The organism is Ferruginibacter sp. SUN106, from assembly GCF_050611765.1.
Lineage (GTDB): Bacteria > Bacteroidota > Bacteroidia > Chitinophagales > Chitinophagaceae > Ferruginibacter.
This window is the reverse complement of the sequence record NZ_JBODJC010000002.1, coordinates 279034-303959: the sequence shown is the minus strand read 5'-3', so window position 1 is coordinate 303959 and position 24926 is coordinate 279034. Positions and strand designations below refer to the sequence as shown.

General features: G+C 39.2%; 17 protein-coding genes. 11 read left to right on the top strand and 6 right to left on the bottom strand.

The window, feature by feature from the left end; translation table 11 throughout:
• Positions 1-3 precede the first annotated feature (3 nt).
• The 9 genes from ACQ334_RS07360 to ACQ334_RS07320 all read left to right on the top strand — a co-directional run bounded on the left by ACQ334_RS07360 (position 4) and on the right by ACQ334_RS07320 (position 12955).
• Positions 4-1041, top strand: coding sequence for a glycoside hydrolase family 43 protein (locus ACQ334_RS07360; RefSeq protein ID WP_430987537.1), 1038 nt, complete (start codon positions 4-6; stop codon positions 1039-1041).
• A 101-nt stretch (positions 1042-1142) separates the two neighbouring features.
• Entirely contained in the window at positions 1143-3758 is a 2616-nt protein-coding gene (locus tag ACQ334_RS07355; protein ID WP_430987536.1) for a glycoside hydrolase family 3 C-terminal domain-containing protein, read from the top strand.
• Between the two features lie 2 nt (positions 3759-3760).
• A complete protein-coding gene (locus tag ACQ334_RS07350; protein ID WP_430987535.1) occupies positions 3761-5137 on the top strand; it encodes a Gfo/Idh/MocA family protein in 1377 nt (458 codons plus the stop codon).
• A gap of 8 nt (positions 5138-5145) precedes the next feature.
• The gene (locus tag ACQ334_RS07345) at positions 5146-5907 is read left to right on the top strand and encodes a cupin domain-containing protein (protein WP_430987534.1); all 762 of its coding nucleotides are present in this window, start codon (positions 5146-5148) and stop codon (positions 5905-5907) included.
• Positions 5908-6027: 120 nt separating this feature from the next.
• Positions 6028-7113, top strand: coding sequence for an alpha/beta hydrolase (locus tag ACQ334_RS07340; protein WP_430987533.1), 1086 nt, complete (start codon positions 6028-6030; stop codon positions 7111-7113).
• 1 nt (position 7114) lies between these two features.
• Positions 7115-8617 (top strand): biopolymer transporter TolR, encoded by a 1503-nt coding sequence (locus tag ACQ334_RS07335; RefSeq protein WP_430987532.1) that lies wholly within the window; start codon positions 7115-7117, stop codon positions 8615-8617.
• Between the two features lie 4 nt (positions 8618-8621).
• Positions 8622-10559: a sialate O-acetylesterase gene (locus ACQ334_RS07330; protein ID WP_430987531.1), complete on the top strand. Its 1938-nt coding sequence runs from the start codon at positions 8622-8624 to the stop codon at positions 10557-10559.
• Positions 10560-10594: 35 nt separating this feature from the next.
• Positions 10595-12139, top strand: coding sequence for a hypothetical protein (locus ACQ334_RS07325; protein ID WP_430987530.1), 1545 nt, complete (start codon positions 10595-10597; stop codon positions 12137-12139).
• Between the two features lie 15 nt (positions 12140-12154).
• On the top strand, positions 12155-12955 hold the full coding sequence (locus ACQ334_RS07320) for a polysaccharide deacetylase family protein (protein WP_430987529.1): 801 nt from the start codon (positions 12155-12157) through the stop codon (positions 12953-12955).
• An 8-nt stretch (positions 12956-12963) separates the two neighbouring features.
• Here the strand turns inward: ACQ334_RS07320 and ACQ334_RS07315 are convergent, their stop codons facing one another.
• The 6 genes from ACQ334_RS07315 to ACQ334_RS07290 form a co-directional block, all read right to left on the bottom strand.
• Positions 12964-13728: a sialate O-acetylesterase gene (locus ACQ334_RS07315; protein WP_430987528.1), complete on the bottom strand. Its 765-nt coding sequence runs from the start codon at positions 13726-13728 to the stop codon at positions 12964-12966.
• A gap of 65 nt (positions 13729-13793) precedes the next feature.
• Entirely contained in the window at positions 13794-14918 is a 1125-nt protein-coding gene (locus tag ACQ334_RS07310) for a Gfo/Idh/MocA family protein (protein ID WP_430987527.1), read from the bottom strand.
• Positions 14919-14951: 33 nt separating this feature from the next.
• Positions 14952-16442 carry a mandelate racemase/muconate lactonizing enzyme family protein gene (locus ACQ334_RS07305; protein ID WP_430987526.1) on the bottom strand — a complete coding sequence of 497 codons (1491 nt, stop codon included), beginning with the start codon at positions 16440-16442 and terminating at the stop codon, positions 14952-14954.
• 118 nt (positions 16443-16560) lie between these two features.
• A complete protein-coding gene (locus tag ACQ334_RS07300; RefSeq protein WP_430987525.1) occupies positions 16561-17487 on the bottom strand; it encodes an RraA family protein in 927 nt (308 codons plus the stop codon).
• Between the two features lie 33 nt (positions 17488-17520).
• Entirely contained in the window at positions 17521-19068 is a 1548-nt protein-coding gene (locus ACQ334_RS07295) for a gluconokinase (protein ID WP_430987524.1), read from the bottom strand.
• Positions 19055-19951 (bottom strand): AraC family transcriptional regulator, encoded by an 897-nt coding sequence (locus ACQ334_RS07290; protein ID WP_430987523.1) that lies wholly within the window; start codon positions 19949-19951, stop codon positions 19055-19057. The genes ACQ334_RS07295 and ACQ334_RS07290 overlap by 14 nt, the downstream gene beginning before the upstream one ends.
• A 203-nt stretch (positions 19952-20154) precedes the next feature.
• Between ACQ334_RS07290 and ACQ334_RS07285 the strand changes: the two genes are divergently transcribed.
• Positions 20155-23316: a SusC/RagA family TonB-linked outer membrane protein gene (locus ACQ334_RS07285; protein ID WP_430987522.1), complete on the top strand. Its 3162-nt coding sequence runs from the start codon at positions 20155-20157 to the stop codon at positions 23314-23316.
• Between the two features lie 11 nt (positions 23317-23327).
• Complete coding sequence (locus ACQ334_RS07280) at positions 23328-24866, top strand: SusD/RagB family nutrient-binding outer membrane lipoprotein (RefSeq protein WP_430987521.1); 1539 nt, start codon at positions 23328-23330, stop codon at positions 24864-24866.
• Positions 24867-24926 lie beyond the last annotated feature (60 nt).

The following is a 24926-nucleotide window of genomic DNA, read 5'->3' as shown; positions in this document are numbered from 1 at the left end:
TTTATGCCTGAAGAATCAATTGACCATATAGACTTCAACGAATTAAACCAACGGGCCACTTCTCAGCCATTGGTTAAACACATTTACACAGCCGATCCGTCAGCACATGTGTTCAATGGAAAAATCTATATCTACCCCTCACACGATATAGATGCCGGAGACGCATTTGATGATCTCGGGAGCCACTTTGCTATGGAAGATTACCATGTGCTGTCGATGGATACACCGCTTGGTGAAACAGTTGACAATGGCCTTGCATTGCATGTTAACGAAGTGCCATGGGCCGAAAAACAAATGTGGGCACCAGATGCAGCAGAGAAAGACGGTAAGTATTATTTGTATTTTCCTGCAAAGGGGTACGATGGCATTTTTAGAATTGGCGTAGCCGTTAGTGATAACCCTGCCGGCCCGTTTGTGCCGCAACCGGAAGCTATCAAAGAAAGTTTTTCTATAGACCCAGCGGTGTTTAAAGATGATGATAGAAATTATTACATGTACTTTGGCGGTATCTGGGGCGGACAGTTGCAACGCTGGAGATCCGGTACATTTAAAAGTGAACAAGCTGAAAGTCCTGTTGCTTTTTTGCCCGGAGATAATGAGCCGGCCTTATGTGCAAAAATAGCCAGGCTTACAGATGACCTGTTAGAATTTGCTGAACCACCAAAAGATGTAGTGATACTTGATGAACAGGGCCAACCATTATTGAATGGTGATAAAGACAGAAGATTTTTTGAAGCTTCGTGGATGCACAAATACAATGGTAAATATTATTTTTCGTATTCTACAGGCGACACACATTTTATCTGTTATGCAATTGGTGATAACCCATACGGTCCATTTACTTATGCCGGTAAAATTCTGGAACCGGTTGTGGGCTGGACATCGCATCATTCTATTTGTGCGTTCGACGGTAAATGGTATTTGTTTTATCACGATAGCAGTTTAAGCAAAGGTGTTACACATTTAAGATCGGTTAAGGTAGTGGAATTGGAGTATGATGAAAACGGAAGGATCAAAACGATTGAACCATATCGAAAATAGTAGCAGACAAAAACAAAATAATAATCCCACAAAAGTCGCTAAGAACACAAAGACTTTCTTTGTGTATTTCGTGGCTTTATGGGAAAAATAAATCAGATTTAATGAAACGGATTTTTTCAATAGCGTTACTTTTTTTTGCAGCTAAAGCAAATGCACAGGATTATAAATCTTTTCCCATGTGGAATTACAATTTGCCTTTTGAGCAAAGAGTAAATGATGTGGTAGGCCGATTGACACTGGATGAAAAAGTACACCAGATGCTTAATAGCACGCCAGCAATACCAAGGCTGGGTATCCTGGCTTACGACTGGTGGAATGAAACATTACACGGCGTTGCAAGAACACCATTTCGTGTTACCGCTTATCCACAGGCTATTGGTATGGCAGCAACATGGGATAGTAACTCACTATACCGTATGGCCGATTATTCTGCTATGGAAGGGAGAGCTATTCAGAATATGGCGATTGAACAAGGTAAAACAAAAGACAGGTATCTGGGATTAACATACTGGACACCCAATATCAATATTTTTCGTGATCCACGCTGGGGGCGTGGACAGGAAACTTATGGCGAAGATCCTTTTTTAACAGCGATGATGGCAAAGGCTTTTGTAAGAGGTTTGCAGGGCGAAGATCCTAAGTATTTAAAAGCTGCGGCATGTGCCAAACATTTTGCAGTGCACAGTGGCCCCGAACCCAGCAGGCATATAGATAATTTTAATCCATCTGCCTATGATCTGTGGGATACTTATTTACCTGCATTCAGGGAATTAATTACAAAAGCAAATGTTGCCGGAGTGATGTGTGCTTACAATGCGGTAAATACACAACCCTGTTGCGCCAATGATTTATTAATGAATGATATTCTACGCAAGCAATGGAGCTTTAATGGTTATGTTACCAGTGATTGCTGGGCCATTGATGATTTTTTCAAGTATCACAAAACGCATAAAGATTCGGTAACAGCAGCTGTGGATGGTGTGATGCACGGAACAGATATTGAATGCGGTACTTCTGTATATTATACTTTACTGAATGCAGTTAAACAAGGATTGATCAGTGAAGCACAGATCGATGTTTCGTTGCGCAGGTTATTTACTATCCGTTATCGTTTAGGAATGTTTGATCCGCCATCAATGGTAAAATATACCAATGCACCGGCATCCACATTGGAAGCTCCCGAGCATAAAGCACTGGCATTAAAGATGGCGCAACAAAGTATTGTATTGTTAAAAAATCAAAACCATACATTGCCATTACAAAAAACAATTAAGAAGATTGCTATTGTTGGTCCTAATGCAGATAACCGTGTGGCAGTTTTAGGAAACTACAATGGCATCCCTTCAGAAATTGTTACTGTACTGGATGGCATTAAAGCAAAACTGGGCAGTAATACAGAAGTGGTGTATGAAAGAGCTACCACATTTGTTAACGATACTTTGCTGGTATATGCTGACGTTAGTAAGCAATTTAACTGGGAAGGTAAGCAAGGATTTAAAGCAGAATACTTTAATAACAAGGAATTGAAAGGAGATGCTGTAGCTACAGTAACTGAAAGTACAGTTGATCATATTTGGCAGGAAGGCGAAACAGTAACAGGAAATTTAACTGCTGCTAATTTTTCTGCAAGGTATACCACAAACTATACTGCCACTACTGATGGCAGTATAACATTTGAAGTAGATGGCGACGACGCCTATAAACTGATGATCAACGGAAAAGATGCGATCAATGTATGGACACGTAACCGCATGGGTGCAAGAACCTATAAATTAAGAACGCAAAAAGATTCTGTATACAAATTAGTGCTTGAATACTGGCAGGGTGCAGGCAAAGCAAACATAAAATTAAGAGCAGGAAATTTTGAACCTACCAATTTTACCGCATTGGCAAACAGCATTAAAGATGCAGATGCTATTGTGTATGTCGGCGGCATTTCGCCACAGCTGGAAGGCGAAGAAATGCCCGTGAATGCACCAGGCTTTAATGGTGGCGACAGAACAACCATTGCTTTACCCACAGTGCAAACTCAAATGATGAAAGCATTGCAAGCTACAGGAAAGCCTGTTGTATTTGTGATGATGACAGGAAGTGCTATCGCCATTCCCTGGGAAGATGAAAACATTCCTGCTATTGTAAATGCGTGGTATGGCGGGCAGAGCGCCGGCACTGCTATTGCTGATGTCTTATTTGGCGATTATAATCCTGCAGGAAGATTACCCGTTACATTTTATAAAAGTGATAACGATCTGCCGGGCTTCAGCTATTACTCCATGAAAGGAAGAACCTATCGTTATTTTAATGGAGAAGCATTGTATCCGTTTGGATATGGATTAAGCTATACAACTTTTTCATATACTAATTTAAAATCACCGGCAGTTGTTACAAAAGGTAAAAACACAATTATTAGTGTACAGGTAACTAACACAGGAAAAATGAATGGAGAAGAAGTAGTTCAATTATATGTATCCAACCAGGATAAAAATATTCATGCTCCAATAAAAGCATTGAAAGGTTTCCAACGTATTGCATTAAAAGCAGGCGAGAGTAAAACGGTAACATTTAGTTTAACCACAGATAATTTATCATTAGTAAATGAAGAGGGAAAATTATACCTGCCTAAAGGAAAACTGATGATCAGTATAGGAGGAGGACAACCGGGTGTGAAAAATAAAACGACGAGCAATGTAGTAAGCAAAATAATTTCAATACTATAGTTATGAAAAAGAACCAACAATCACGTCGTGAGTTTTTGAGTAATACAATCAAGGCCTCGGCAGTATTAGCTTTTCCTTCTATCGTTCCTGCAAGTGTATTTGGGAAAAATGCACCCAGCAACCGCATTAATGTTGCCGCAATAGGCAATGGCCGTATCGGGCGCACACATGATATGCCAGGCGTGTGGCAATATGATTATGCACAACTGATGGCGGTTTGCGATCTGGATAGCTTACGTGCAGCAGATGGAAAAAAATTAGTGAATGAATATTACAGCAAAAGAGACGGTAAAGATTTTGATGGCGTAAAACTGTATACAGATTACCGTGAGTTGTTACAAAATAAAGATATTGATGCAGTGTTGATTAGTACGCCAGACCATACACATGCAATGATTGGTGTGGCTGCAGCAAGGACAGGTAAGCATATTTATATGCAAAAGCCTGCATCGCTTACTATTGCAGAAGGAAGAGTAATAAGTGATGTGGTGCAAAAGAGTGGTGTAAAATTTCAGATAGGAAGTCAGCAGCGAAGCAGTGAACAATTTCGCTATGCAGCAGAACTGGTGCGTAACGGAAGGATCGGTAAATTGAAAAAAGTATATGTTGGTTTACCTGGCGATCCTCCCGGTGGAAATAAAACAGAAATGCCCGTACCTGGAAATCTGAACTATGATATGTGGCTGGCATCTACACCCGAAGTGTATTATACCGAAGACAGGGTGCATCCGCAATCGGGTTATGGACGGCCGGGCTGGTTGCGTTGCGAACAGTTTGGCGCAGGCATGATCACCGGTTGGGGTGCTCATCATATTGATAGTGCACATTGGGGAATGGGAATGGAAAAAAGTGGCCCGGTAGAAATATGGAGTGATAAAGTGGAATTTGCTACAGGAGGTTTATGGGATGTACACGGAATTTTTAAATCGGAAGCATTGTATGCAAACGGTGTAAACATGATCGTTAGTAACGAGTTTCAGAATGGGATTAAGTTTGAAGGAACAGAGGGCTGGATATTTGTTTCCCGTGGCGATTACCAGGTTACAGGCAGCGACCCTACAAAGCCAGGCGAGGCAGCAAAAAAGATAGGTGCCAGCGATCCTAAAATTTTAACTTCTGTAATTGGCACCAATGAATTTCATTTTCAAGTAAGTAAAGAGCATCACGGCAACTGGCTGGAAGCGATAAGGGATAATAAAAAGCCAATAGCGCCGGTTGAAGAAGCGCACCGTGCCTGCTCTGCCTGTTTGCTGCATCATATTGCTATGAAGCTGAAACGAAAACTGTATTGGGATCCTGCAAAAGAACAATTTAAAAATGATGACGAAGCCAATAAAATGTTGTCGAGGCCGCAGCGTAAAGGGTATGAAGTAAAATAAACACAGCGATGAAAAAATTAATTACGATCTTATTTCTTTTACCATTTACGGTACTTGCACAAAAAGATACCATTGCATCTGGTGGCTACAACTGGAAGCAACCGGCCGTACAAAAGAATAAGATATCAGCTGTTGTTTTAGTCGAGGGTAAAGCACATGATTTCGAATGGATGCAGTTAAGTGCAAATACAATAAATGCCACTAAGGAAATAATGCAGCAAGTGCCTTCTGATTACGAAGAACTAATTATTGTAAAGTCAGGAAGTATTGCAATTCGTTTTAACGATTCTGTTTTTTTACTAACGCCCAATAGCACAGCAGTATTAATGCCCGGGCAAAAATTTACAGTAAAAAATACTGCGAACGAAGGTTGCGATTTTTACACCATGAAATATAGAGGCAAGGCTTCGCAGGAAAATAAAAAAATGCTGGCCACTACATCGTTTGTAAAAATATGGGAAGACCAACCGTTTAAACCTAATACTATTGGCGGAGGTAAAAGAGATTTTTTTGAATGCGGTACCGTCATGCAAAAACGTTTTGAAATACATGTAAGCACATTAAAAGAAGGCATCCGGAGTCATGATCCTCATAGGCACAAAGCTGAAGAGATCGTTTTGTTGATTGAAGGTGATACTGAAATGCAGATAGGGGAGCAATTTAAAAAAGTGGAAGCAGGTGGCTTTTATTATTTAGGCAGTAATGTGTTGCATGCCATAAAAAATACTGGCACTAAACCCTGTACTTATTTTGCTATCCAGTTTGAATAAATTAATGGAGAATTTTACAATGTAAAGTTCAAAATTCAACGGCGTGGGATTATGTAAATCTTTTAAAGAAGGGAGTGTTAAATTGCTTGTGCAATAACACTCAACAAATTAACCTTGCTAATGAAAAAAATTATTCTCACACTGCTGGTAATAAATATACTTGCAGTAAAAGCACAACCTTTTCCCCGTGTAGATATACCGGGCTCTGAAGTAAGAAAAATTACTTCGGCAATTGTTGCAGGGCAACAATATGAATTACAGATTTTATTGCCTTCCGGTTATGCTACCAGTACAAAAAAATATCCTGTTGTTTACCTGATGGATTCCCAATGGGATTTTCCTGCTGTGAAATCAATTTACGGGCAACAATATTTTGATGGCTTTATTCCTGAACTGATTGTAGTAGGTGTTACATGGGGTGGGGTAAATCCTAATCCTGATAGTTTGCGTGCAAGAGATTATACACCTACTAATGAAGCAAGGTTAATGCAAAGTGGCGGTGCTGATCATTTTCTTGATTTTATGAAAAATGAGTTGTTTCCTTTTATGGATACTAATTATAAAGTGGATAATGATAACAGAACATTGATGGGCTGTTCACTGGGCGGACTATTTACTTTGTATACCTTATTTACACATACCGACATGTTTACCGGTTATGCAGCTGCAAGTCCTGCTGTTGGCTGGGATAATGAAGTGTTGTATAAATATGAAAAAATATTTGCAGAAAAAAAACTGACTAAGGGGCTACGTGTTTATATGACTGTGGGGGATGTGGAAAGAGGAAGGCAGGTGTTTGAAAAATTTGCAGGTAAGATGTCGGGCCGTAAATATCCCAATGTTAATCTTCGTTCTAAAGTATTGGAAAACACCGGGCACTCGGGTACTAAAAGTGAAACCTACTCCAGGGGGTTGCAATATGTTTTTGAAAGGGCGCAATTAAAATTCAGCAAGCAGGACCTAAAAAAATATGTGGGTACGTATACTATGGAAGAAGGGAAAAAGATTGAGATCAGGAATGATGCTGATGGCCTGGCTTTTTATTATATAGAAGAAAATAAGTTTCCACTTTTTGCGAATACCGAAAAACATTTTTATGCCACGCATGAATTTTTTAACCTCTACTTTAAAATAACTGATGGCAGGGTAGAAGGTTTTAACCTGGCACGCTATGGCTCCACTCTTTATTTTACTAAAACCAATTAGTATGAAAAAGATAACAATACTTATATTATGTGCATTGGCTTTAGTAGTGAAAGTTGCTGCACAACAAAACAGTGTGGGCGTTTTTGAAGGGCATGGCGATGTGGGTAATCCTGTTTTACAAGGCAACACAGTTTATAATACTGCAGATCAAACTTACCTGCTATCAGCTGCAGGAAAAAATGTGTGGGCAAAACAAGACCAGTTTCAATTTGCATGGAAAAAAATAAAAGGTGATTTTATTATAAAAGCAACGGTGCATTTTATTGGCAACGGTGTGGCAGGCCATCGCAAACTGGGTGTAATGGTAAGAGATAAATTAACTACCGACTCCAGGTATATTGATGGCACTTTTCACGGAGGATTGCCATTAAATACTTCAATGCAATACCGGCAAACTGATGGTGATAGTACCGGCCAGTTGTTAGTCGCTGCTATTCATCCAACAGAAATAGAATTTGAACGCAATGGAAATATATTTACTTTTTCAGCCACTACATCCGGCGAAAATTATAAATCGGTAACTAAAGAAATAGAATTAAATGAAGAAGCTTATGTTGGTATTTATTTATGTTCTCATGTAGATTCTGTAATTGAAAAGGCAATTTTCAGTAACGTAAGAGTCATCATTCCGCCTGCAAAAAATTACAAACCTTATACCGATTATATTGGCAGCCATCTTGAAGTAATGGATGTGGCAACCGGCCTCAGAAAAATTTTATACAGTGCTCCCAATTCTTTACAGGCACCTAACTGGACACCGGATAATAAAAACCTGTTGTATAGTTCAGAAGGACTGTTATACAAATACAATTTAAAAACAGGCAGTGTTGAAAAAATAAATACCGGTGCAGCCGATGATCTTAATAACGATCATGTATTATCAATGGATGGAAAGATGCTCGGCATCAGTAATCACCTCGGTGGCAAGTCAACTATATTTATTTTACCTGCCACAGGCTCGGATAAGCCCGAACAAATTACATCCGATACATTGATACCTTCTTACTTGCATGGCTGGAGCCCTGATAAAAAACGTTTGATCTTTACAGGATTAAGAAATAAACAATGGGATATCTGGGCCATTGATATTGCAACAAAAAAAGAAACCGCTTTGACCAATGATATTACATTGGATGATGGTGCCGAATATACACCCGATGGTAAATGGATCTATTTTAATTCGGTAAGAACAGGCACCATGAAAATATGGCGGATGAAACCCGATGGCAGCAATCCTGAACAGGTAACTTTTGATGAGTCCAATGACTGGTTTCCTCATATTTCACCTGATGGCAAATGGATCGTGTATATTTCTTTTTCCAAAGACCTTGATCCGACAACGCATCCGTTCTATCAAAAAACTTATATCCGCATATTGCCGGTAAATGGAGGTGCACCAAAAAACATAGCGTATGTATATGGCGGACAAGGAACCATCAACGTACCTTCATGGTCGCCGGATAGTAAGCAGATCGCATTCATCAGTAATACACAAATAAAGTAATCAAATGAAAAAAGTATGGGTTGTTTCTTTATTGTTTGTTCAATTGTTTAATGCTGAAAAGATATTCAGCCAGGTAAAATTGCCTCAAATAGTAAGAGATAGCATGGTGCTGCAAAGGGATGCAGAAATTAGCGTGTGGGGATGGGCTTCAGCAAATGAAAAAGTTACGGTTTCTTTTAACAATAAAAAATATACTACCAAAACAACTGTTGATGGTAAATGGAAGATTGTTTTGGGCCCAACAAAAGCAGGCGGCCCTTACAACATGATCATTTCCGGAAAAAATAAAATAACCCTGAATAATATTTTAATTGGTGATGTGTGGTTTTGTTCAGGACAATCCAACATGGTGCATCAACTGAATATCCATGATGTAACCTATGCTAATGATATAGCAACAGCTAACTTTCCTGAAATAAGGCAGTTCTGGATTCCCACGGCAACAAGCCTGGAAGGTCCAAAACAAAATCTGTCTTCGGGATTTTGGAAGGCTGCTATAGGCGAAGATGTAAGACCATTTTCCGCCGTCGCTTTTTTCTTTGCCAGGAAAATTTATGAAGAGTACCATATACCCATCGGCATCATCAACGCAAGTGTGGGCGGCACACCCATTGAAGCTTGGACAAGTGAAGAAGGGTTAAAAGATTTTCCTGCATTGATCAGTACTATTAAAAAAAATAAAGATACCGCTTATGTCAATGGACTATTAAGAAACGGATTGGCTAACAATGTAAAAAGAACATCGCAGGATAAAGGGTTAACAGGTTCCAAACCATGGTATGATATTACTTATGTACCCAAAGAATGGAAAAGAATAGCCGTACCGGGCTATTGGGAAGACCAGGGAATAAAAGATCTGAACGGAGTTGTGTGGTACAGGAAAGAAATTGATGTACCTGCATCTATGATTGGTAAGCCTGCAAAAGTTTTTCTCGGTAGAATTGTTGATGCAGATGTTGTATATATTAACGGGAAGCAGGTTGGCACTACCGGTTACATGTATCCGCAAAGAAGATATACCGTTCCTGCAGATGTATTAAAAGCCGGTAAAAATATTATTGTGGTGAAAGTGATCAATAATGCCGGCAAAGGTGGATTTGTTCCCGATAAACCCTACTGTTTATTTGCAGGTAATGATACTGTTGACCTGAAAGGTTACTGGCAATATAAAGTTGGCGAAGTTTTTATTCCGGGCGAAGGACCAGGTGGAGGAGGTATTGCTGCACAAAATCAACCGGCTGCTTTATACAACGCCATGGTAGCGCCGGTTATTAATTACACTATTAAAGGTATTGTATGGTACCAGGGCGAAGCTAATTCGGGCAGGGGAAAAGAATATGCAAAATTACAACCGGCTCAAATATTTGACTGGCGCAAAAAATGGCAGCAGGGAGATATCCCTTTTCTCTATGTGCAATTGCCCAATTTTATGGATGCTAATTACCTGCCTTCCGAAAGCCAGTGGGCAGAATTGAGAGAAGCACAACTAAAATCTTTATCTGTTCCTAATACCGGGATGGCTGTTGGGATTGACCTGGGTGAATGGAATGATATTCATCCTGATAATAAGAAAGCCGTAGGAGACAGGCTTGCATTGATCGCTGATAAAATAGTGTATGGAAAAGATATTGTTTATTCAGGGCCGGTTTTTCAATCAGCGAGTATTGCTGATAAATATATAACTCTTTCTTTTACCAATATGGGAAGCGGCCTGATTAGTAATGACGGGGAAGAGCTGAGAGAATTTGCCATTGCAGGAGCTGATAAAAAATTTGTTTGGGCAAAAGCAATAATTGAAGGAGATAAAATAATTGTCAGCAGCGATGCTGTTGCTCATCCGATGTATGTACGTTATGCATGGGCAGATAACCCCGATGTGAATTTTTATAATAAGGAAGGCTTACCTGCATCACCATTCAGAACAGATGGATATACTCAATGAGTAAATCATAGTATGGAAAATATCAAACAATAAAAATGAAAAAGAATACAGTTTTTTTGTTGTTGGCAGTAGGTGTTGCAACTGTAGCAACAGCGCAGCCTTCAACAATTGATAGCAGTAAATATCCAAAGCTGGTAACTTTTACTGCACAGCAGGATCATGATAACATGATGCAGCAATTGGGCATAAAAAAATTACGGCCCGGCCCAAGCGGCGATGCAACTGCGCCTAATCATGCTAACTACGATGAAACTGTTGCAAACCCTTGTCCGCAATTACCAGATATACTCACTACAAAAAATGGAAAGAAAGTAACAACACCTGAAAGCTGGTGGAATCAACGCCGCCCCGAGCTGGCAGCAGACATTGAAAAAGAATTGTATGGTAGCATTCCTGAAAATGTACCTAAAGTTAACTGGACAGTTAAAATAACTGATCGTGAATTTATTGGCCGTACTCCGGCTATTGTAAAGCAGGTAACAGGGCATGTTGACAATAATGCGTACCCGCTGATTAATGTAGACATCAACATGATTGTGGTGCTGCCAACAAATGTAAAAGGCCCGGTGCCTGTATTAATGATGTTTGGCCTGCCATCTTTTCCTGCACCAGCGCAACCCTCGCTTGCAGAAATGGAAAAGCTGAATGCGGCATTTAAAGAGATGATGATAAAGTATGATCCTTCATTAAAAATTATCTTCGAGAAGTATCCGGTTTATAATCCAATAACAAGATTAGCAGGGCCAAATTTTTTCGCACTACCTGCAATAGAAAATCTGTCTCCCACAGAACAATTGCTGGCTGCCGGTTGGGGTTATGCCACTATTGATCCTAACAGCATACAAGCCGATAATGGGGCCGGGCTTACGAGGGGAATTATTGGTTTGGTAAATAAAGGGCAGCCACGCAAACCAAATGATTGGGGATCGTTACGGGCATGGGCATGGGGTGCAGCAAGAGGATTAGATTATTTAGAAACCGATACCATGGTGGATGCAAAAAAAGTGGGTATCGAAGGTGTATCCCGTTATGGAAAAGCGGCATTGGTAACATTGGCATTTGAACAACGTTTTGCGGTTGGATTAATTGGTTCTTCAGGAAAAGGCGGTGCAACATTGGAGCGACGTGTGTTTGGTGAAGCTGTTGAAAGTCTTACCGGTACTGGTGAATATCATTGGATGGCGGGGAATTATTTAAAGTACGGCACAGAAGAATCTTCCTTTGGAAAAAAAACAGGATGTGATCTTTCTGTAGATTCACATGAACTGATTGCATTGTGTGCACCACGATTAACATTCATCAGTTATGGTATTCCTGAAAAAGGCGATGCCAAATGGCTGGATCAGGCAGGAAGTTATATGGCAACAGTAGCAGCGGGATCAGTATTTAAATTATTAGGTGTAAAAGATATAGGTGTAAGTAATGATTACATGAAAGAAAAAATGCCACCCGTGCTTACAGATATGCTGGATGGAGAACTGGCATGGCGGCAACATGATGGCGGGCATACTGATGCACCTAATTTTAAATTTTTTATTCCATGGGCAAGTAAGTTTTTAAAATATAATAAGGCACAATAACAATCCATAAAAATTATGCAACGTTTTTTATTCGTAATATGCTGTTTTCTCTCAGTACAATCGCTGGCGCAAAAAAATAATGCAGCCTGGCAAGGAAAAAAATGTGCCGTGGTACTTACCTACGACGATGCCATTGATCAGCACCTGGATAATGCAGTACCTGTTTTGGATTCGCTGAAATTGAAAGCTACGTTTTATATCACAGCCTTCTCAACATCTATGCAAAAACGGCTGAATGATTGGAAGAAACTGGCAGCGAAAGGCTATGAACTTGGCAATCACACTTTGTATCATCCCTGCGATGCAAGTATGAGTGGAAGATCGTGGGTGCAGCCAGAAAATGATTTGAGTAAATACACCGTAAAGCGGATGGAAAATGAAATGCGTATGACCAACCTGTTCCTGCAATCGCTGGATGGAAAAACGAAAAGAACATTTGCATTTACCTGCGGCGACATGAAGATCGGCGATTCTTCTTTTATTAATGGTATGAAAAAAGATTTTGTTGCGGCACGAGCCGTACGAAATGAAATGCATACAATAAATGAAGTGGATCTGTACAACATCGATTGTTATGTGGTAAATAATAACAGTTTTGAAGAAATGAAACAATGGGTGGATAAAGCCATGCAATCAAATTCTTTGCTGGTGATTTTATTTCATGGCGTTGGTGGCGGTAATGCTTTAAATGTTTCTTTAGATGATCATCGTAAAATATTAAGCTACATCAAACAACATCAAAAAGATATTTATGTGGCGCCCATGCTGGAAATGGCAGAGCATATTGCAGCATGGCAAAAAGTATCACTGAAATGATCTTACAATTATTGTACGGGATATTTTTTTAAATAAGCTTCAGCAAATCTTTTTCCCATCATACGTTGTGCTTTTGAATTAAAATGCAGGCTATCACCTTTGTGCTGCAGGTCGCCAGTGGATATTACACTTGTGTTGGCATTTTGTAATGCATACTGATGAATAGCATTGTTTATTAAACTAAACTGTTCTTTATTCTTTGAAAAAGAACCTAATTCTCCGATTAATACAGGCAGGTTATTATCCGCAACAACAGACCTGAACTTATTAATTAAAGTGCCAAGCCTTTCTTTATACTTCCCACTGTTTTTTTCATTGGCATCACTTTCTCCCTGGTGCCATAAAATACCTTTTATAGTGCCGAATTGTTTGGCAGTATTAACCTTTGTGGTAAAATTTGAAAACAATTGTACAGAGCGAAACACAGAATCGCCTAACCACTGGCTGATAGAACTGCCTCCAACAGCCGTTGGAATTAATAGAATGGAAATATTACCGGGAATATTTTTAAGTAATTTTTTTGCAAATGATACGCCGCAATCAAGACCGGTTAAATTAGGTTCATAAAAATGAAGCGGTTCTTTAGCAACAATTAATTGGCCTTCTTTATTTATGGTCAGTATTCTTTTATCTTCAATAGTATCCTGCGGTTCTACCATTGCCCTGCCTGCCATATTGGATTGCCCGGCCATGATGAATACCCAAACATTTTGTTTATCTGGTACGTCATGCAATACATCAACCTGCTTTGGAAAAAATGCAGTTCTTTCCATAATAACTTTTTTATGACAGGAAAATAAACAGCCAGTAAATAATACTATAAAAAATACTTTCATCACTATAATTTTAAACTTACTTTCCTGCCCGATTTTACGGCTGCGTAAATGCCGTCAATAATTTTAAGATCTTTCAATGCCTCTTCACCATCTACAGGTACTATTGGTTGTTTGCCTTCTAAAATGATAGCCGCCATTTCATCCATCTGTACAGTCTGATGTGTTTTATGTTCCTGCGTCAATTCTCCTTTATTGGTTTTGCCTTTAATTGGGCCGTAACCTGTGGATGGTTGCATTTCTGCAAAACCTTTTTCCGCATTCAAATAAAAACGATCTAACCCATTCATCATATAGGTAGATAAGCAAGAAGCAACAGCGCCACTGGGAAAACCTAATTGAAACTGGATCGTTTCATCAACACCTTCTTTAAATTTTACAGGATCGGTTTTGGTTTCCTGTGCAGTTACCCAAACTGGTTCTTCACCCACCATATAACGGGAACCATTAACGGCATAAATACCAATATCCATCATCGAGCCACCGCCTGCAAGATCTTTATTCAACCGCCATTGCGTGGGGTCACCGATTCTGAAACCACATAAGCCCTGGAAGAATAATACCTTTCCCATTTCACCTGCATTTCTCATACGTATCACTTCCAATGTTTTTGGTTCAAAATGCATACGATAGCCTACCAATAATTTTACGTTGGCTTTTTTGCATGCGGCAATCATGGCTTCACCTTCCTTTGCATTTAATGCCATGGGCTTTTCGCAAATAACATGTTTGCCAGCTTTGGCCACTCTTATTGTTTGCTCTTTATGCAGTGCATTGGGGGTGATGATGTATACAGCATCAATATCAGGATTGTCTTTAATGGCATCAAAATTTTCATAGTTATAACAATTCTTTTCCGGTATAGTATACTTGCTTTGCCATGCAGTTAGTTTAGATGGTGTACCACTAATAGCACCCACAAGTTTTACCTTGGTGCAAGCCTGTATCGCATCTGCTACACGGGTGCCATAACTGCCCAGTCCCATAATAGCCACACGCAATACAGGCCCATCATAAAAAATACCGGTGATATCTTTTTCAATATTTGCATAACTCTTTGTTGACAACAATGGCAATGCAATAAATGAAGCGGTGAGCTTTTGTAAAAAATTACGGCGTGAATTTGTCATAACAAAAATTTAAAAGTAAGATGGATAATTTGTTTAACTGAAAATCCTGTCATGCGAACGTTTCTCATTCCACTGTGGTGTTGGCTCAAAATAAGTTTTATCAGATGGATATAAATGTTGTTTTACTACTTCATCATTCAACTCGATGCCTAAGCCCGGAGCAGATAACGGAAGATTAGCAAAACCTTTGGTGATCAATTTTCTGCCGTCAGTTGTCTTTACTAAACTTTCCCACCACTCCAAATCTATGGAATGATGTTCCAAAGCTAAAAAGTTTTGCGTAGCTGCAGCACAATGTACATTGGCCATAAAAGAAACCGGTGTGCCCGCCTGGTGCATGGCCATTGCAATACCGTGCTCTTCTGCATAATCACCAATTCGTTTAGTTTCTAACAAGCCGCCTGATGAAGCAAGGTCAGGGTGAATAATATCAACCGCATGGATATCGATAAGCGGTTTAAAGTTTTTTAAAAGGTAAATATCTTCTCCCGTAAGTAATGGCGTTTCCAAAGCATCCGACATCATTTTCCATTGATCCGTTAATTCCCAGGATACGATATCTTCCAGCCATGCCAACCTGTATTTTTCAACAGCTTTACCTAGGCGTATACCATTGTTCATATCAAAATGCCCGTAATGATCAGTCGATAAAGGAATATCATATCCCAACATACCTCTTACTGTATCTACCAGTTTAGCTAATTCATCAAGGCCTTTGTCAGTAATTTGTATTTGTGTAAAAGGATGTTGCGTATTGCCATAAGACATATAATTACTCTGGTCTCCCCATTGAGCTAAATCTCCTTTTGCATTCTGCCAGAATTTATCATTCACCAATGCACCGGGAATGCCTTTTAATTCACCAATACCCAGGTCCATTTTCAACCACGTGTAACCCTGCTCGTTAATACGATAGTTCATTAATTTTTTTTGCTCCTCCGGCGAACCAGCTTCTGGTGTATCTGCATACAATCTTATTTTATCCCGGTACCTTCCGCCCAATAATTGCCAGCAGGGTACGTTATAGGCTTTACCAACAATATCCCACAAAGCCATTTCCACACCACAAACGCCACCTGCCTGCCTGCTTTGTCCGCCAAACTGTTTTATCGATTTAAAGATTTGTTCCACATTGCAGGGGTTTTGTCCCAGCAATCGGCTCTTCAACATTAAGGCATAGCGTTCATCGGCGCCATCTCTTACTTCACCCAAACCATAAATGCCCTGGTTGGTATCGATTCTGATTATTGAAGTACGGCCAAGTACTGTTGTGGTAGCATAACGCAGGTCTGTTATTTTTAATTCTGAAGGACTTGAAAAACGGCTGACCTTTTGTGTGCTTTGTGCAATCAATTCTTCAATAGGTGCAAAAGCAAAAGCACCGCCGAATGCAATACCACCTAGCATTGATTTTTTTAAAAAAGAACGCCGGTGATTTTCCTGTTCAGCAGGAGCAATTGGATCTTCTGTAATATCCTGTTCTTTTAAACCTAATTTTTGTAAATATTTTTGAGATGGTGTCATAAGAGAAGTTTTAAGTTATAAGTAATAAGTTATAAAGTAATAAGTTGTTAGAGTAGTAGTTTTATTGTAAGTGTCGTTAGATTCTTAATACTTACAACTTAAAACTTACTACTTCATTTTACCAGGTTCTATCCTTCATAAACTGATCCAGCTCAGCTCTCGTCATCGGAAGTTTTCCGGGATTATCATCCAGCCATTTTAAAAAATCTTTTTTTATTTCATCTGTCCATTGCGTATCAATTTGTCCCGGTGTATATTTTTGTTCACGCAACCGTTGATGGCCGAATGCATCTTTTAAAGAAATGAATTCTGCATTCAGCACTACTTCCTCTACTAAGTAAGCAGGAATAAAAACCACCCCACCTTTTTTTGCTAATGCCACATCACCGGGTAATACGGTTGCCCTGCCCATTCTTATAGGTACATTGATGCCGCCCAACATCATTTGTTGTATATAAGAAGGATCATATCCCTTTGTCCATGCATTAAATCCTTTTATTTCATCCAGCCCTTCAATATCTCTTACCGAACCATAGAAGATAACACCTCGTAATGATTTGGCATAAATAGAATTGCCGAGATTATCACCGATCAACGTACCATCAATAATTTTTCCATAACTATCTGCAACATAGATGTCGCCATTCTTCAACACATCAATCGGCCATGAATTGGTAGCGCCGATTCTCCCTTCTGCTTTGCCTTTTTCTTTTATCACTTTATCAACATCAGGCCTTAATGGAAGGTACTGTGCAGTCACTACTCTTCCTGTCATTACAGAATCGGGATGCTCCACCATCCAATCACCTTCAAACTGATTTTGAAAACCTTTGTTGCGTAAGATCCCCCAGGCTTCTTCGAGGTGTACAGACTTCAATCGTTCTAACCACTTATCTGCTACCTTAGGCCTGCCATCGGCAAATCGTTCTCCTTTCCAGTCGGGGGTGTAAGCTTTTATCTGGTCGGGTGTAAGTGTAACCTGTTGTGCTGTTATTAATGAAGAACAGCATAACAACAAATAAAATAGAAAATTTATTTTTTTCATATTGCAAGTGTTTTGATTAGTGTGATTTTTTATTTAAACATCTTTTTGTTGCAGGTTGGCAATGGCTTCAAACTCTGCATTAAATTTTGTGCTCAGGTTTTCAAATACATCTACATACTTTTTATAAGTAGCATTGTGTTGCCGGTTGGGTTTAAAAGTGGCAGAAAATTCAACACTTCTTGCTGCGTCATCCAGGCTTTTGTAAATACCCATATCAGTAGCACTTAATAAAAATGCGCCTAAACCCACACTGCTTTTATTGTTACTGATGCCAACAGGTTTGTTAAAGATATCTGCTATCAGCTGGCTGCAAAATGGTATGGTGGCAAAGCTGCCATTTACCGAAAGGCTTTTAATGCTACGGTGTTCTTCCAGTGTTTTTCCAATGCTGTACATTTCATACAAAATACCTTCAATGGTGGCTCTTGTAAAATGTTTTTGTTCATGATTAATATTTAAACCAAAATAAACACCTCTTGCATTGGCATTCCATATTGGTGCTCTTTCTCCTAATAAATAAGGAAGAAATAATAATCCATCAGAACCTACTGCTACTTTTGATGCATCGTTGATTAATTCTTCCATGCAGTTTTCAATATCATAAGCATATTTAAAATCGCCGAACTGTTTGGCAAACCATTCAAAAATTACACCGCCGTTATTGGTAGGGCCACCACTTACATAATAATCTTCCGTTAATACGTAATTAAAAAAACGCTGCTGCTCATCTTTTAAAATTTCTTTTCCCACTACTCTCATTGCACCACTATCTTCAATTGTTACGGTAGCTTTTCCTTCGCCCCAAACGCCTGCTCCTAATGTTGCCATGCAGCCATCGCTTGAACCTGTAATTATTTTTGTGTCAGCAGAAAGCCCTAATGAAGTCTGGTATTCTTTACGCAGTTTACCAGCCGAATGAAAAACAGAAACCAGTCCGGGCAATTTATTTACTGTAATTCCTGCATAGTCCAATGCATCAGTATCCCATTTCAGCTTATGAATATTAAATAAACCGGTGGCAGAAGCCAAACTATAATCAATAATATACTCACCGGTTAATTGCTGGATGATATAGGATTTGATAGAAAGAAATTTTGATGTTTTCTTAAACCGTTCTTTGTCCTTATTTTTCATCCATGTAATTTTTACCAATGGCGACATGGGATGAATAGGTGTGCCTGTAGCTTTGTAAATTGTTTTTCCCAATGCACTGCTTTTTAATGCTTTCGCTTCATTCTTGCCACGGTTATCAGCCCAGTTAATTACATTACCCAACGGTGCCCCGTTTTTATCAATGGCTAATACGCTATGCATAGCTGCACTAAAACAAATGGTATGTACTTTATATTTTCCTGCATGAACCGTTTCATTCAGAAAATTTTTCAACACATAAAGCATTGTAATAAACAATTGTTCCGGATCCTGCTCGCTGTAATCTGGCTCGGGATGAAATGTAGGGTAGGCACCTTTTGCAGAGCCGATGATATTGCCACTTAAGTCAAATGCAAAAACCCGTACTGCGTTGGTGCCCAGTTCAATTGTGATCACACAATCTTTTTTGGCGTAATTAGTCTTGCTCATTAGAAATATTTTTTTTTCTGAAATCACTAGGCGTATAACCCGTTAATTTTTTAAAAGTGGTTGAAAAATGTTGTGATGAATAGAAGCCGGTATCTAAAGCAATATCTGTTACACTAAGGTCATTCTGCTTTAATAATTTAATGGCTTCTGATATGCGTATGGTAATTAAATAGTTTAGTGGCGAAAAACCGGAATAGCTTTTTACTTTTTCTGTAAAGGTGGTGGTACCTAATCCTACCATTGCTGCCATTTCTTCTACCGACCAGTTGTGCGATAAATTTTGCCGCAATGCATTTTCCAGGTTCATAAAAGATTGCGGAAAATCCCGGTGGGTATTATTTTGTAAAGTAAGTTTACGGGCAATTAAAATAAATAATTCATCCAGTAACTGGTTTACTCTTGTACTGTAACCTATTTGCTGATTGAAAATCTCATTGCGTATTTCAGTCAGTATTCTTCCTGCTTCTTTTACACGTGAAAGTACTGGCGTATTGCAAAGCCTTAATATTTTTCCGATGGCAAGTATCTCATTTTTAGGAAGGCTGGTCCATTTACCAAACATAATTCTGTCGGCAGGCTCAGCTTTATTTACTTCAATATAAAGAGAGCAAAGTTTACCGATATCCAATACACCTTTTTGCCCGCCGAATTTATGGCCGGGTTGTATCAACACTAAATCTCCCGGGTATAAAATATGCTGATGATCATTGATGATCCATTCAAATTTTCCTTCTAATACATAATAGATACGAATGCTGTTGGTAGAAGTTTCAGTAAAAGAATTCAGCTGAACTGTATTGTTTCGCCTGATACCAAATTCAATGATATGTGCAAACGGATGCAGTTCTTTCGAATTCCCTTGTTGTAGAAAAAACTGGTTCATGCAATCGTTATTAAGAATTCTAAAGTACGGCTATTATTCTTATCATGCATACTGTATGGTTGATAATTTTAACTTTCCATCCACATAGTTTGTTCAAAAACCAACGGCGTTTTTTATTGGAAGTTTTTTAGTTTTTTTTACCTCTATTTTGTAAGCTGTAAGAATTGCTGTTCTTCAAATTTTTAACCAAATAACTTGCTATCATGAACAAAAAATTGCACCTGGCAATCCTGCCGGCATTGCGTAAAATGTTATTTACGTTTTCTCTTCTCTTATTTTTTTCATTACTGGCTAAGGCTCAAACTGTAACAGGTAAGGTTACCGATGCAGATGGAAAGCCACTTAACGGAATTTCTGTTTTAGTCAAAGGAACTTCCACCGGTGTTTCTACAACAGCATCTGGCCAGTATAGTATTTCTGCTGCATCAAATGCTGTGCTGGTATTTAGTTCAGTAGGGTTTATTAAACAGGAAATAAAAGTTTCCGGTAAAACCGTTGTGGATGTTGTATTAGCAGCCGATAACCGCAACCTGAATGAAGTGGTGGTAACTGCATTGGGCATCAGCAAACAATCAAGAGGGCTTGGTTATGCCGCATCAAATATTAAAGCAGAAGAAATTACTATTAACCGAACTGCAAATCCATTTAATGCGTTGCAGGGCAAAATTGCCGGTGTTAATATATCAAGCCTGGGCACTGGCCCCGGTGGATCTTCTAAGATCCGCATTCGTGGACAGTCATCTATATCCGGGCAAAATAATCCTTTGATCGTAATCAATGGCGTGCCGGTAGATAATACAAACTATAACGAAAATACCAACGGCGTTAAGGGTGGTGGTGTTACTGCAGATGGTGGCGATGGCTTATCAAGTATTAACCCGGATGACATTGAAAATATGACAGTATTAAAAGGAGCAGCGGCTTCTGCTCTTTATGGTTCCAGGGCTCAAAACGGAGTAATAATGGTAACTACAAAAACAAAGGGTAAGGATAAAGGAATAGGTGTAACGTACAATCTTAATTATACCAATGAAACTCCCCTGGATTATACCGACTATCAAAAGGAATATGGACAAGGTGAAGGAGGCGTAAGGCCAACCACGGCAAATCCAACTTCTGGCCAATGGTCCTTTGGCGAAAAAATTGTACCAGGCATGACGCAAACTTTATTCAATACCACCAATATTCCTTATGTAGCGCAGGGCAGCCGCATAAAAGAATTTTACAGGCATGGTCAGAATATAACTAATACAGTTACATTAGGTACAGGTAATGATAAAGGGGGCTTTCGCCTGTCATTAACTAATACAGATAACAAAGGGATTGTACCTAACAATAAATTTAACCGTAAAGGTATCAACCTGAGTTATAGTTATAATTTAACTGACAAATTAAGTTTTTCGGGTTACATGAATTATACCAATGAAAAAAATACTAATCCTCCTAATATAGCCAATCAGGATAATTCAATACCTACTACTTTGATGGCAATGGCTAACACTATGCCATTAAGTGTACTCAACGATAATAAATATAATCCTGCTACAGGTAATGAATACATCTATTCCAGGTTTATGAATCGTACAAATCCTTACTGGGTTTTGGCAGAGCAGTTTCATAATATAAAAAGAGACCGCATCTTCGGGAATCTTTCTGTAAAGTATAACCTGCTATCATGGCTTTTTGTACAGGGACGCTTTGGCGAGGATTACTCCAGTCGTGATGAAGATGTAAATAATTTTCCAACAGGTCAGGCATCAAGGGCATTGGTTACGGGTTTTGCTAATGGCATATACACACAAGAGGCTCGTCGGTCAAGAGAAACCAATCTTGATTTCCTGATTTCTGCAAATAAAAAATTCGGCGACTTTGAAGCAGGCCTTACAGCAGGTGGTAACCAATTAAGAGTTTCATCAAATATTAATAATGTACAGGTTACTGATTTTTTTGTTAGAGGTCTTTATTCAGTTCAAAACGGCAGGGCTAAAGATCCTGTGTATACTTTAACAGAACAAGGTGTAAATTCTTTATACGGTTCTGGTGAACTATCATGGAAGAAGACTTTATACCTGAATGCTACAGTAAGAAATGATTGGTTCTCTACATTATCTGCAGCAAACAGAAGCATAACATATCCTTCAGTTTCCGGTGCATATGTTTTTTCCGAAAACCTCAGCAAACAATCCTGGTTAAACTTTGGTAAAGTAAGAGTTGGTTATGCTGAAGTAGGTAGTGATAATTCAGTTGCTCCATATTCAGGACAACTTTTTTACGCTGTAAATGCTAACTTAATTAATAATCCTTCCGGTGTATCCGTTCCCGTTGCTACAAGCGGTACATCAATACCTAACCCTAATTTAAAACCAAGCAGGGTTTCAGAAACAGAAGTAGGCCTGGAATTGAGAACGTTCAAAAGCAGGGTAAACCTGGATGTGGCGGTGTATAAAAAATTAACCAGGGACCAGATCGTACAGGTGCAGGTGTCTGATGCTTCAGGGTTTTTAAATACCCGTATCAATAGTGGTGAAAGCAGCAACAAAGGGTTTGAAGGAGCGTTAACACTTATTCCGGTTCAAAAGAAAAATTTCAGCTGGCAGTTTACAGCTAATACTGCTTATAATATTACAAAAGTGTTAAGCATTATTACCAATACTCCCGGCGAAAGAATTACTATCGGTACGCATGTATTTAATGGAGAAGTAAGGGATGTGGTGGGAGAAGAAATGGGACAGATCGCCGGCTATGGTTATGCAACAGATCCTACAAAAGGTAACCAGAGAATATTCCAGGCCAATGGATTGCCTTTACGTACCGCTAACCTTGTATTATTTGGAAGTGCCTTACCAAAATGGACGGGTGGTTTCTTAAACTCATTTAATTATAAAGGCATCACTCTTTCTGTTTTTATTGATTATAAACTCGGTAATAAAATGTTATCGGGTACCAACTTTAATGCAATACGTGAAGGCTTACATAAAATGACATTGGAAGGAAGAACAAGTGGTGTGGTTGGACAAGGTGTAAATCAAAGTGGTGGTACCAATACAGTGGTTGCTGCGGTGCAAACTTATTGGGAACATTTACGCTCACAACAAATTATAGAACCCGTTATTTATAATGGTGGTTATTGGAAATTACGCCAGGTAAGCATAGGATATGATTTCACTAAATACATTCCTAAAAAATTGCCATTCAAAGGTGTTCGGCTCGACCTTGTTGCTAATAATGTGTTGATCATTAAAAAATGGGTGGATAATATCGATCCCGAAACTTTTGGATTTGGTTCTGATAACCAGGTAGGCCTGGAGTCTGCAGGGTTACCAACAACAAGAGGCGTTGGCTTGAATTTAAATATCAAATTTTAAAACTAATCATTATGAAAAAAATATTTGTCTATAGTTTATTTATCGGGTTAACGGTGTTTGTTTTTTCCTGCGATAAAGGCCTTGAGGACCTGAATAAAAATAAAGTAAACCCAACAGCAGTAGATCCTGTTTTCCTGCTGAACAATGCGGTTATTAATTCTTCTTACCCGGTTAAAGCACTGGTGTTTGATATGGGAATTGTACAACAAATGATTTCACCCAATGGAGGAGTACTGGCCGGCGCCAATTTTAACCAGGATAGCCGTGATGTAACCACTGCGCCAATGTGGGCAGTGTATTATCAAAACGTAATAAAATATAATTACGACGTAATTGTAAATACAAAGAATGTACCTGCAAGAAGTAATTTGTATAACATGGCAAGAATCTTCCAGGCCTTTTCATTTATGGTACTGACTGATGAGTATGGAGATATTCCTTACACTGATGCCGGCACAGGGTATTCCAACCAGCTATTTTTGCCAAAATACGATGCACAACAAAGTATTTATCCAAAAATTATACAGGAACTCACAGACGCCACTGCTGCATTAAATGCCGGAGGTACAATCGAAAGTTCAGATGTATTATATAGCGGGGATATTGCCAAATGGAAAAAATTCGGCTATTCCTTGCTGTTAAGAGCTGGTATGAGACTGAGTAAAGCAGATGCAGCTAAAGCGCAAACCACCGTGGCTGCAGCTTTTGCAGGCGGGGTGATATTAACCAATGCTGATAATGCTTATATACGGCACGATGCCAATTATAACCAACCCATAGGCGGTACATTAAATGGCAGTGAAGCTGCAAATTTTTACCTGGCCAAACCGTTTGTTGACCAGTTGAAAAATACTAACGATCCCAGATTATCGGCTATTGCTATTCGTTATGTTGGAGCTACGTCGGGTAACGGGCAAACTGTTGGCGCTGGTACTACCAATGCTGCACAACAAATAGGAATGCCGATGGGCAAAGACAATGGTACCATCGTAGCCCAGGCAACTGCAGACGGGCTGGCCTCTTTTTACGATTACAGCCAGGCAGACAGGAGAAGAATAGTGAAAACAACATCGCCGGTATTTTTGGTAAGCGCTGCGCAAACCAATTTATTATTGGCCGAGGCAAGGTTCCGTGGATGGATAGCTGCCGGTACCGCTGCTCAATATTTTTCTGATGGCATAAAAGCACATATGGATCAAATGGCAACTTATGATGTAAACTCGGCTGTTGCTGCAGGTGCAAGAGATACATATGTTGCTGCAAATCCGTTGGGTGTGGGTACAGAGTTAAACCAGATCAATACACAATACTGGATTGCCTCTTTTTTAAACGGCCCTGAAGCGTTTGCTAATTTCAGAAGAAGCGGATTTCCTCTTTTAACACCCAATCCTTACGGGCAACCTAATAATCCTGATGTACCCAATGGCACATTTATCAGGAGGCTTACTTATCCTACCAGCGAATTATCTGTAAATACAACCAATGTAAATGCAGCGATTGCATCGCAGGGGCCCGACAAGCTGAGTACAAAAGTATGGTGGGACAAATAGGTAAGTTTATTTGAAAGCAGATTTCGATTTTCATATAGCAAGACCTTTTGTTTCTACATA

What these genes read in the sequence shown, in the direction of transcription:
- ACQ334_RS07360 (WP_430987537.1), top strand. Translation starts at nt 4, where the DNA reads ATGCCTGAAGAATCAATTGACCATATAGACTTCAACGAATTAAACCAA.
- ACQ334_RS07355 (WP_430987536.1), top strand. Translation starts at nt 1,143, where the DNA reads ATGAAACGGATTTTTTCAATAGCGTTACTTTTTTTTGCAGCTAAAGCA.
- ACQ334_RS07350 (WP_430987535.1), top strand. Translation starts at nt 3,761, where the DNA reads ATGAAAAAGAACCAACAATCACGTCGTGAGTTTTTGAGTAATACAATC.
- ACQ334_RS07345 (WP_430987534.1), top strand. Translation starts at nt 5,146, where the DNA reads ATGAAAAAATTAATTACGATCTTATTTCTTTTACCATTTACGGTACTT.
- ACQ334_RS07340 (WP_430987533.1), top strand. Translation starts at nt 6,028, where the DNA reads ATGAAAAAAATTATTCTCACACTGCTGGTAATAAATATACTTGCAGTA.
- ACQ334_RS07335 (WP_430987532.1), top strand. Translation starts at nt 7,115, where the DNA reads ATGAAAAAGATAACAATACTTATATTATGTGCATTGGCTTTAGTAGTG.
- ACQ334_RS07330 (WP_430987531.1), top strand. Translation starts at nt 8,622, where the DNA reads ATGAAAAAAGTATGGGTTGTTTCTTTATTGTTTGTTCAATTGTTTAAT.
- ACQ334_RS07325 (WP_430987530.1), top strand. Translation starts at nt 10,595, where the DNA reads ATGAAAAAGAATACAGTTTTTTTGTTGTTGGCAGTAGGTGTTGCAACT.
- ACQ334_RS07320 (WP_430987529.1), top strand. Translation starts at nt 12,155, where the DNA reads ATGCAACGTTTTTTATTCGTAATATGCTGTTTTCTCTCAGTACAATCG.
- ACQ334_RS07315 (WP_430987528.1), bottom strand. Translation starts at nt 13,728, where the DNA reads ATGGAAAGAACTGCATTTTTTCCAAAGCAGGTTGATGTATTGCATGAC.
- ACQ334_RS07310 (WP_430987527.1), bottom strand. Translation starts at nt 14,918, where the DNA reads ATGACAAATTCACGCCGTAATTTTTTACAAAAGCTCACCGCTTCATTT.
- ACQ334_RS07305 (WP_430987526.1), bottom strand. Translation starts at nt 16,442, where the DNA reads ATGACACCATCTCAAAAATATTTACAAAAATTAGGTTTAAAAGAACAG.
- ACQ334_RS07300 (WP_430987525.1), bottom strand. Translation starts at nt 17,487, where the DNA reads ATGAAAAAAATAAATTTTCTATTTTATTTGTTGTTATGCTGTTCTTCA.
- ACQ334_RS07295 (WP_430987524.1), bottom strand. Translation starts at nt 19,068, where the DNA reads ATGAGCAAGACTAATTACGCCAAAAAAGATTGTGTGATCACAATTGAA.
- ACQ334_RS07290 (WP_430987523.1), bottom strand. Translation starts at nt 19,951, where the DNA reads ATGAACCAGTTTTTTCTACAACAAGGGAATTCGAAAGAACTGCATCCG.
- ACQ334_RS07285 (WP_430987522.1), top strand. Translation starts at nt 20,155, where the DNA reads ATGAACAAAAAATTGCACCTGGCAATCCTGCCGGCATTGCGTAAAATG.
- ACQ334_RS07280 (WP_430987521.1), top strand. Translation starts at nt 23,328, where the DNA reads ATGAAAAAAATATTTGTCTATAGTTTATTTATCGGGTTAACGGTGTTT.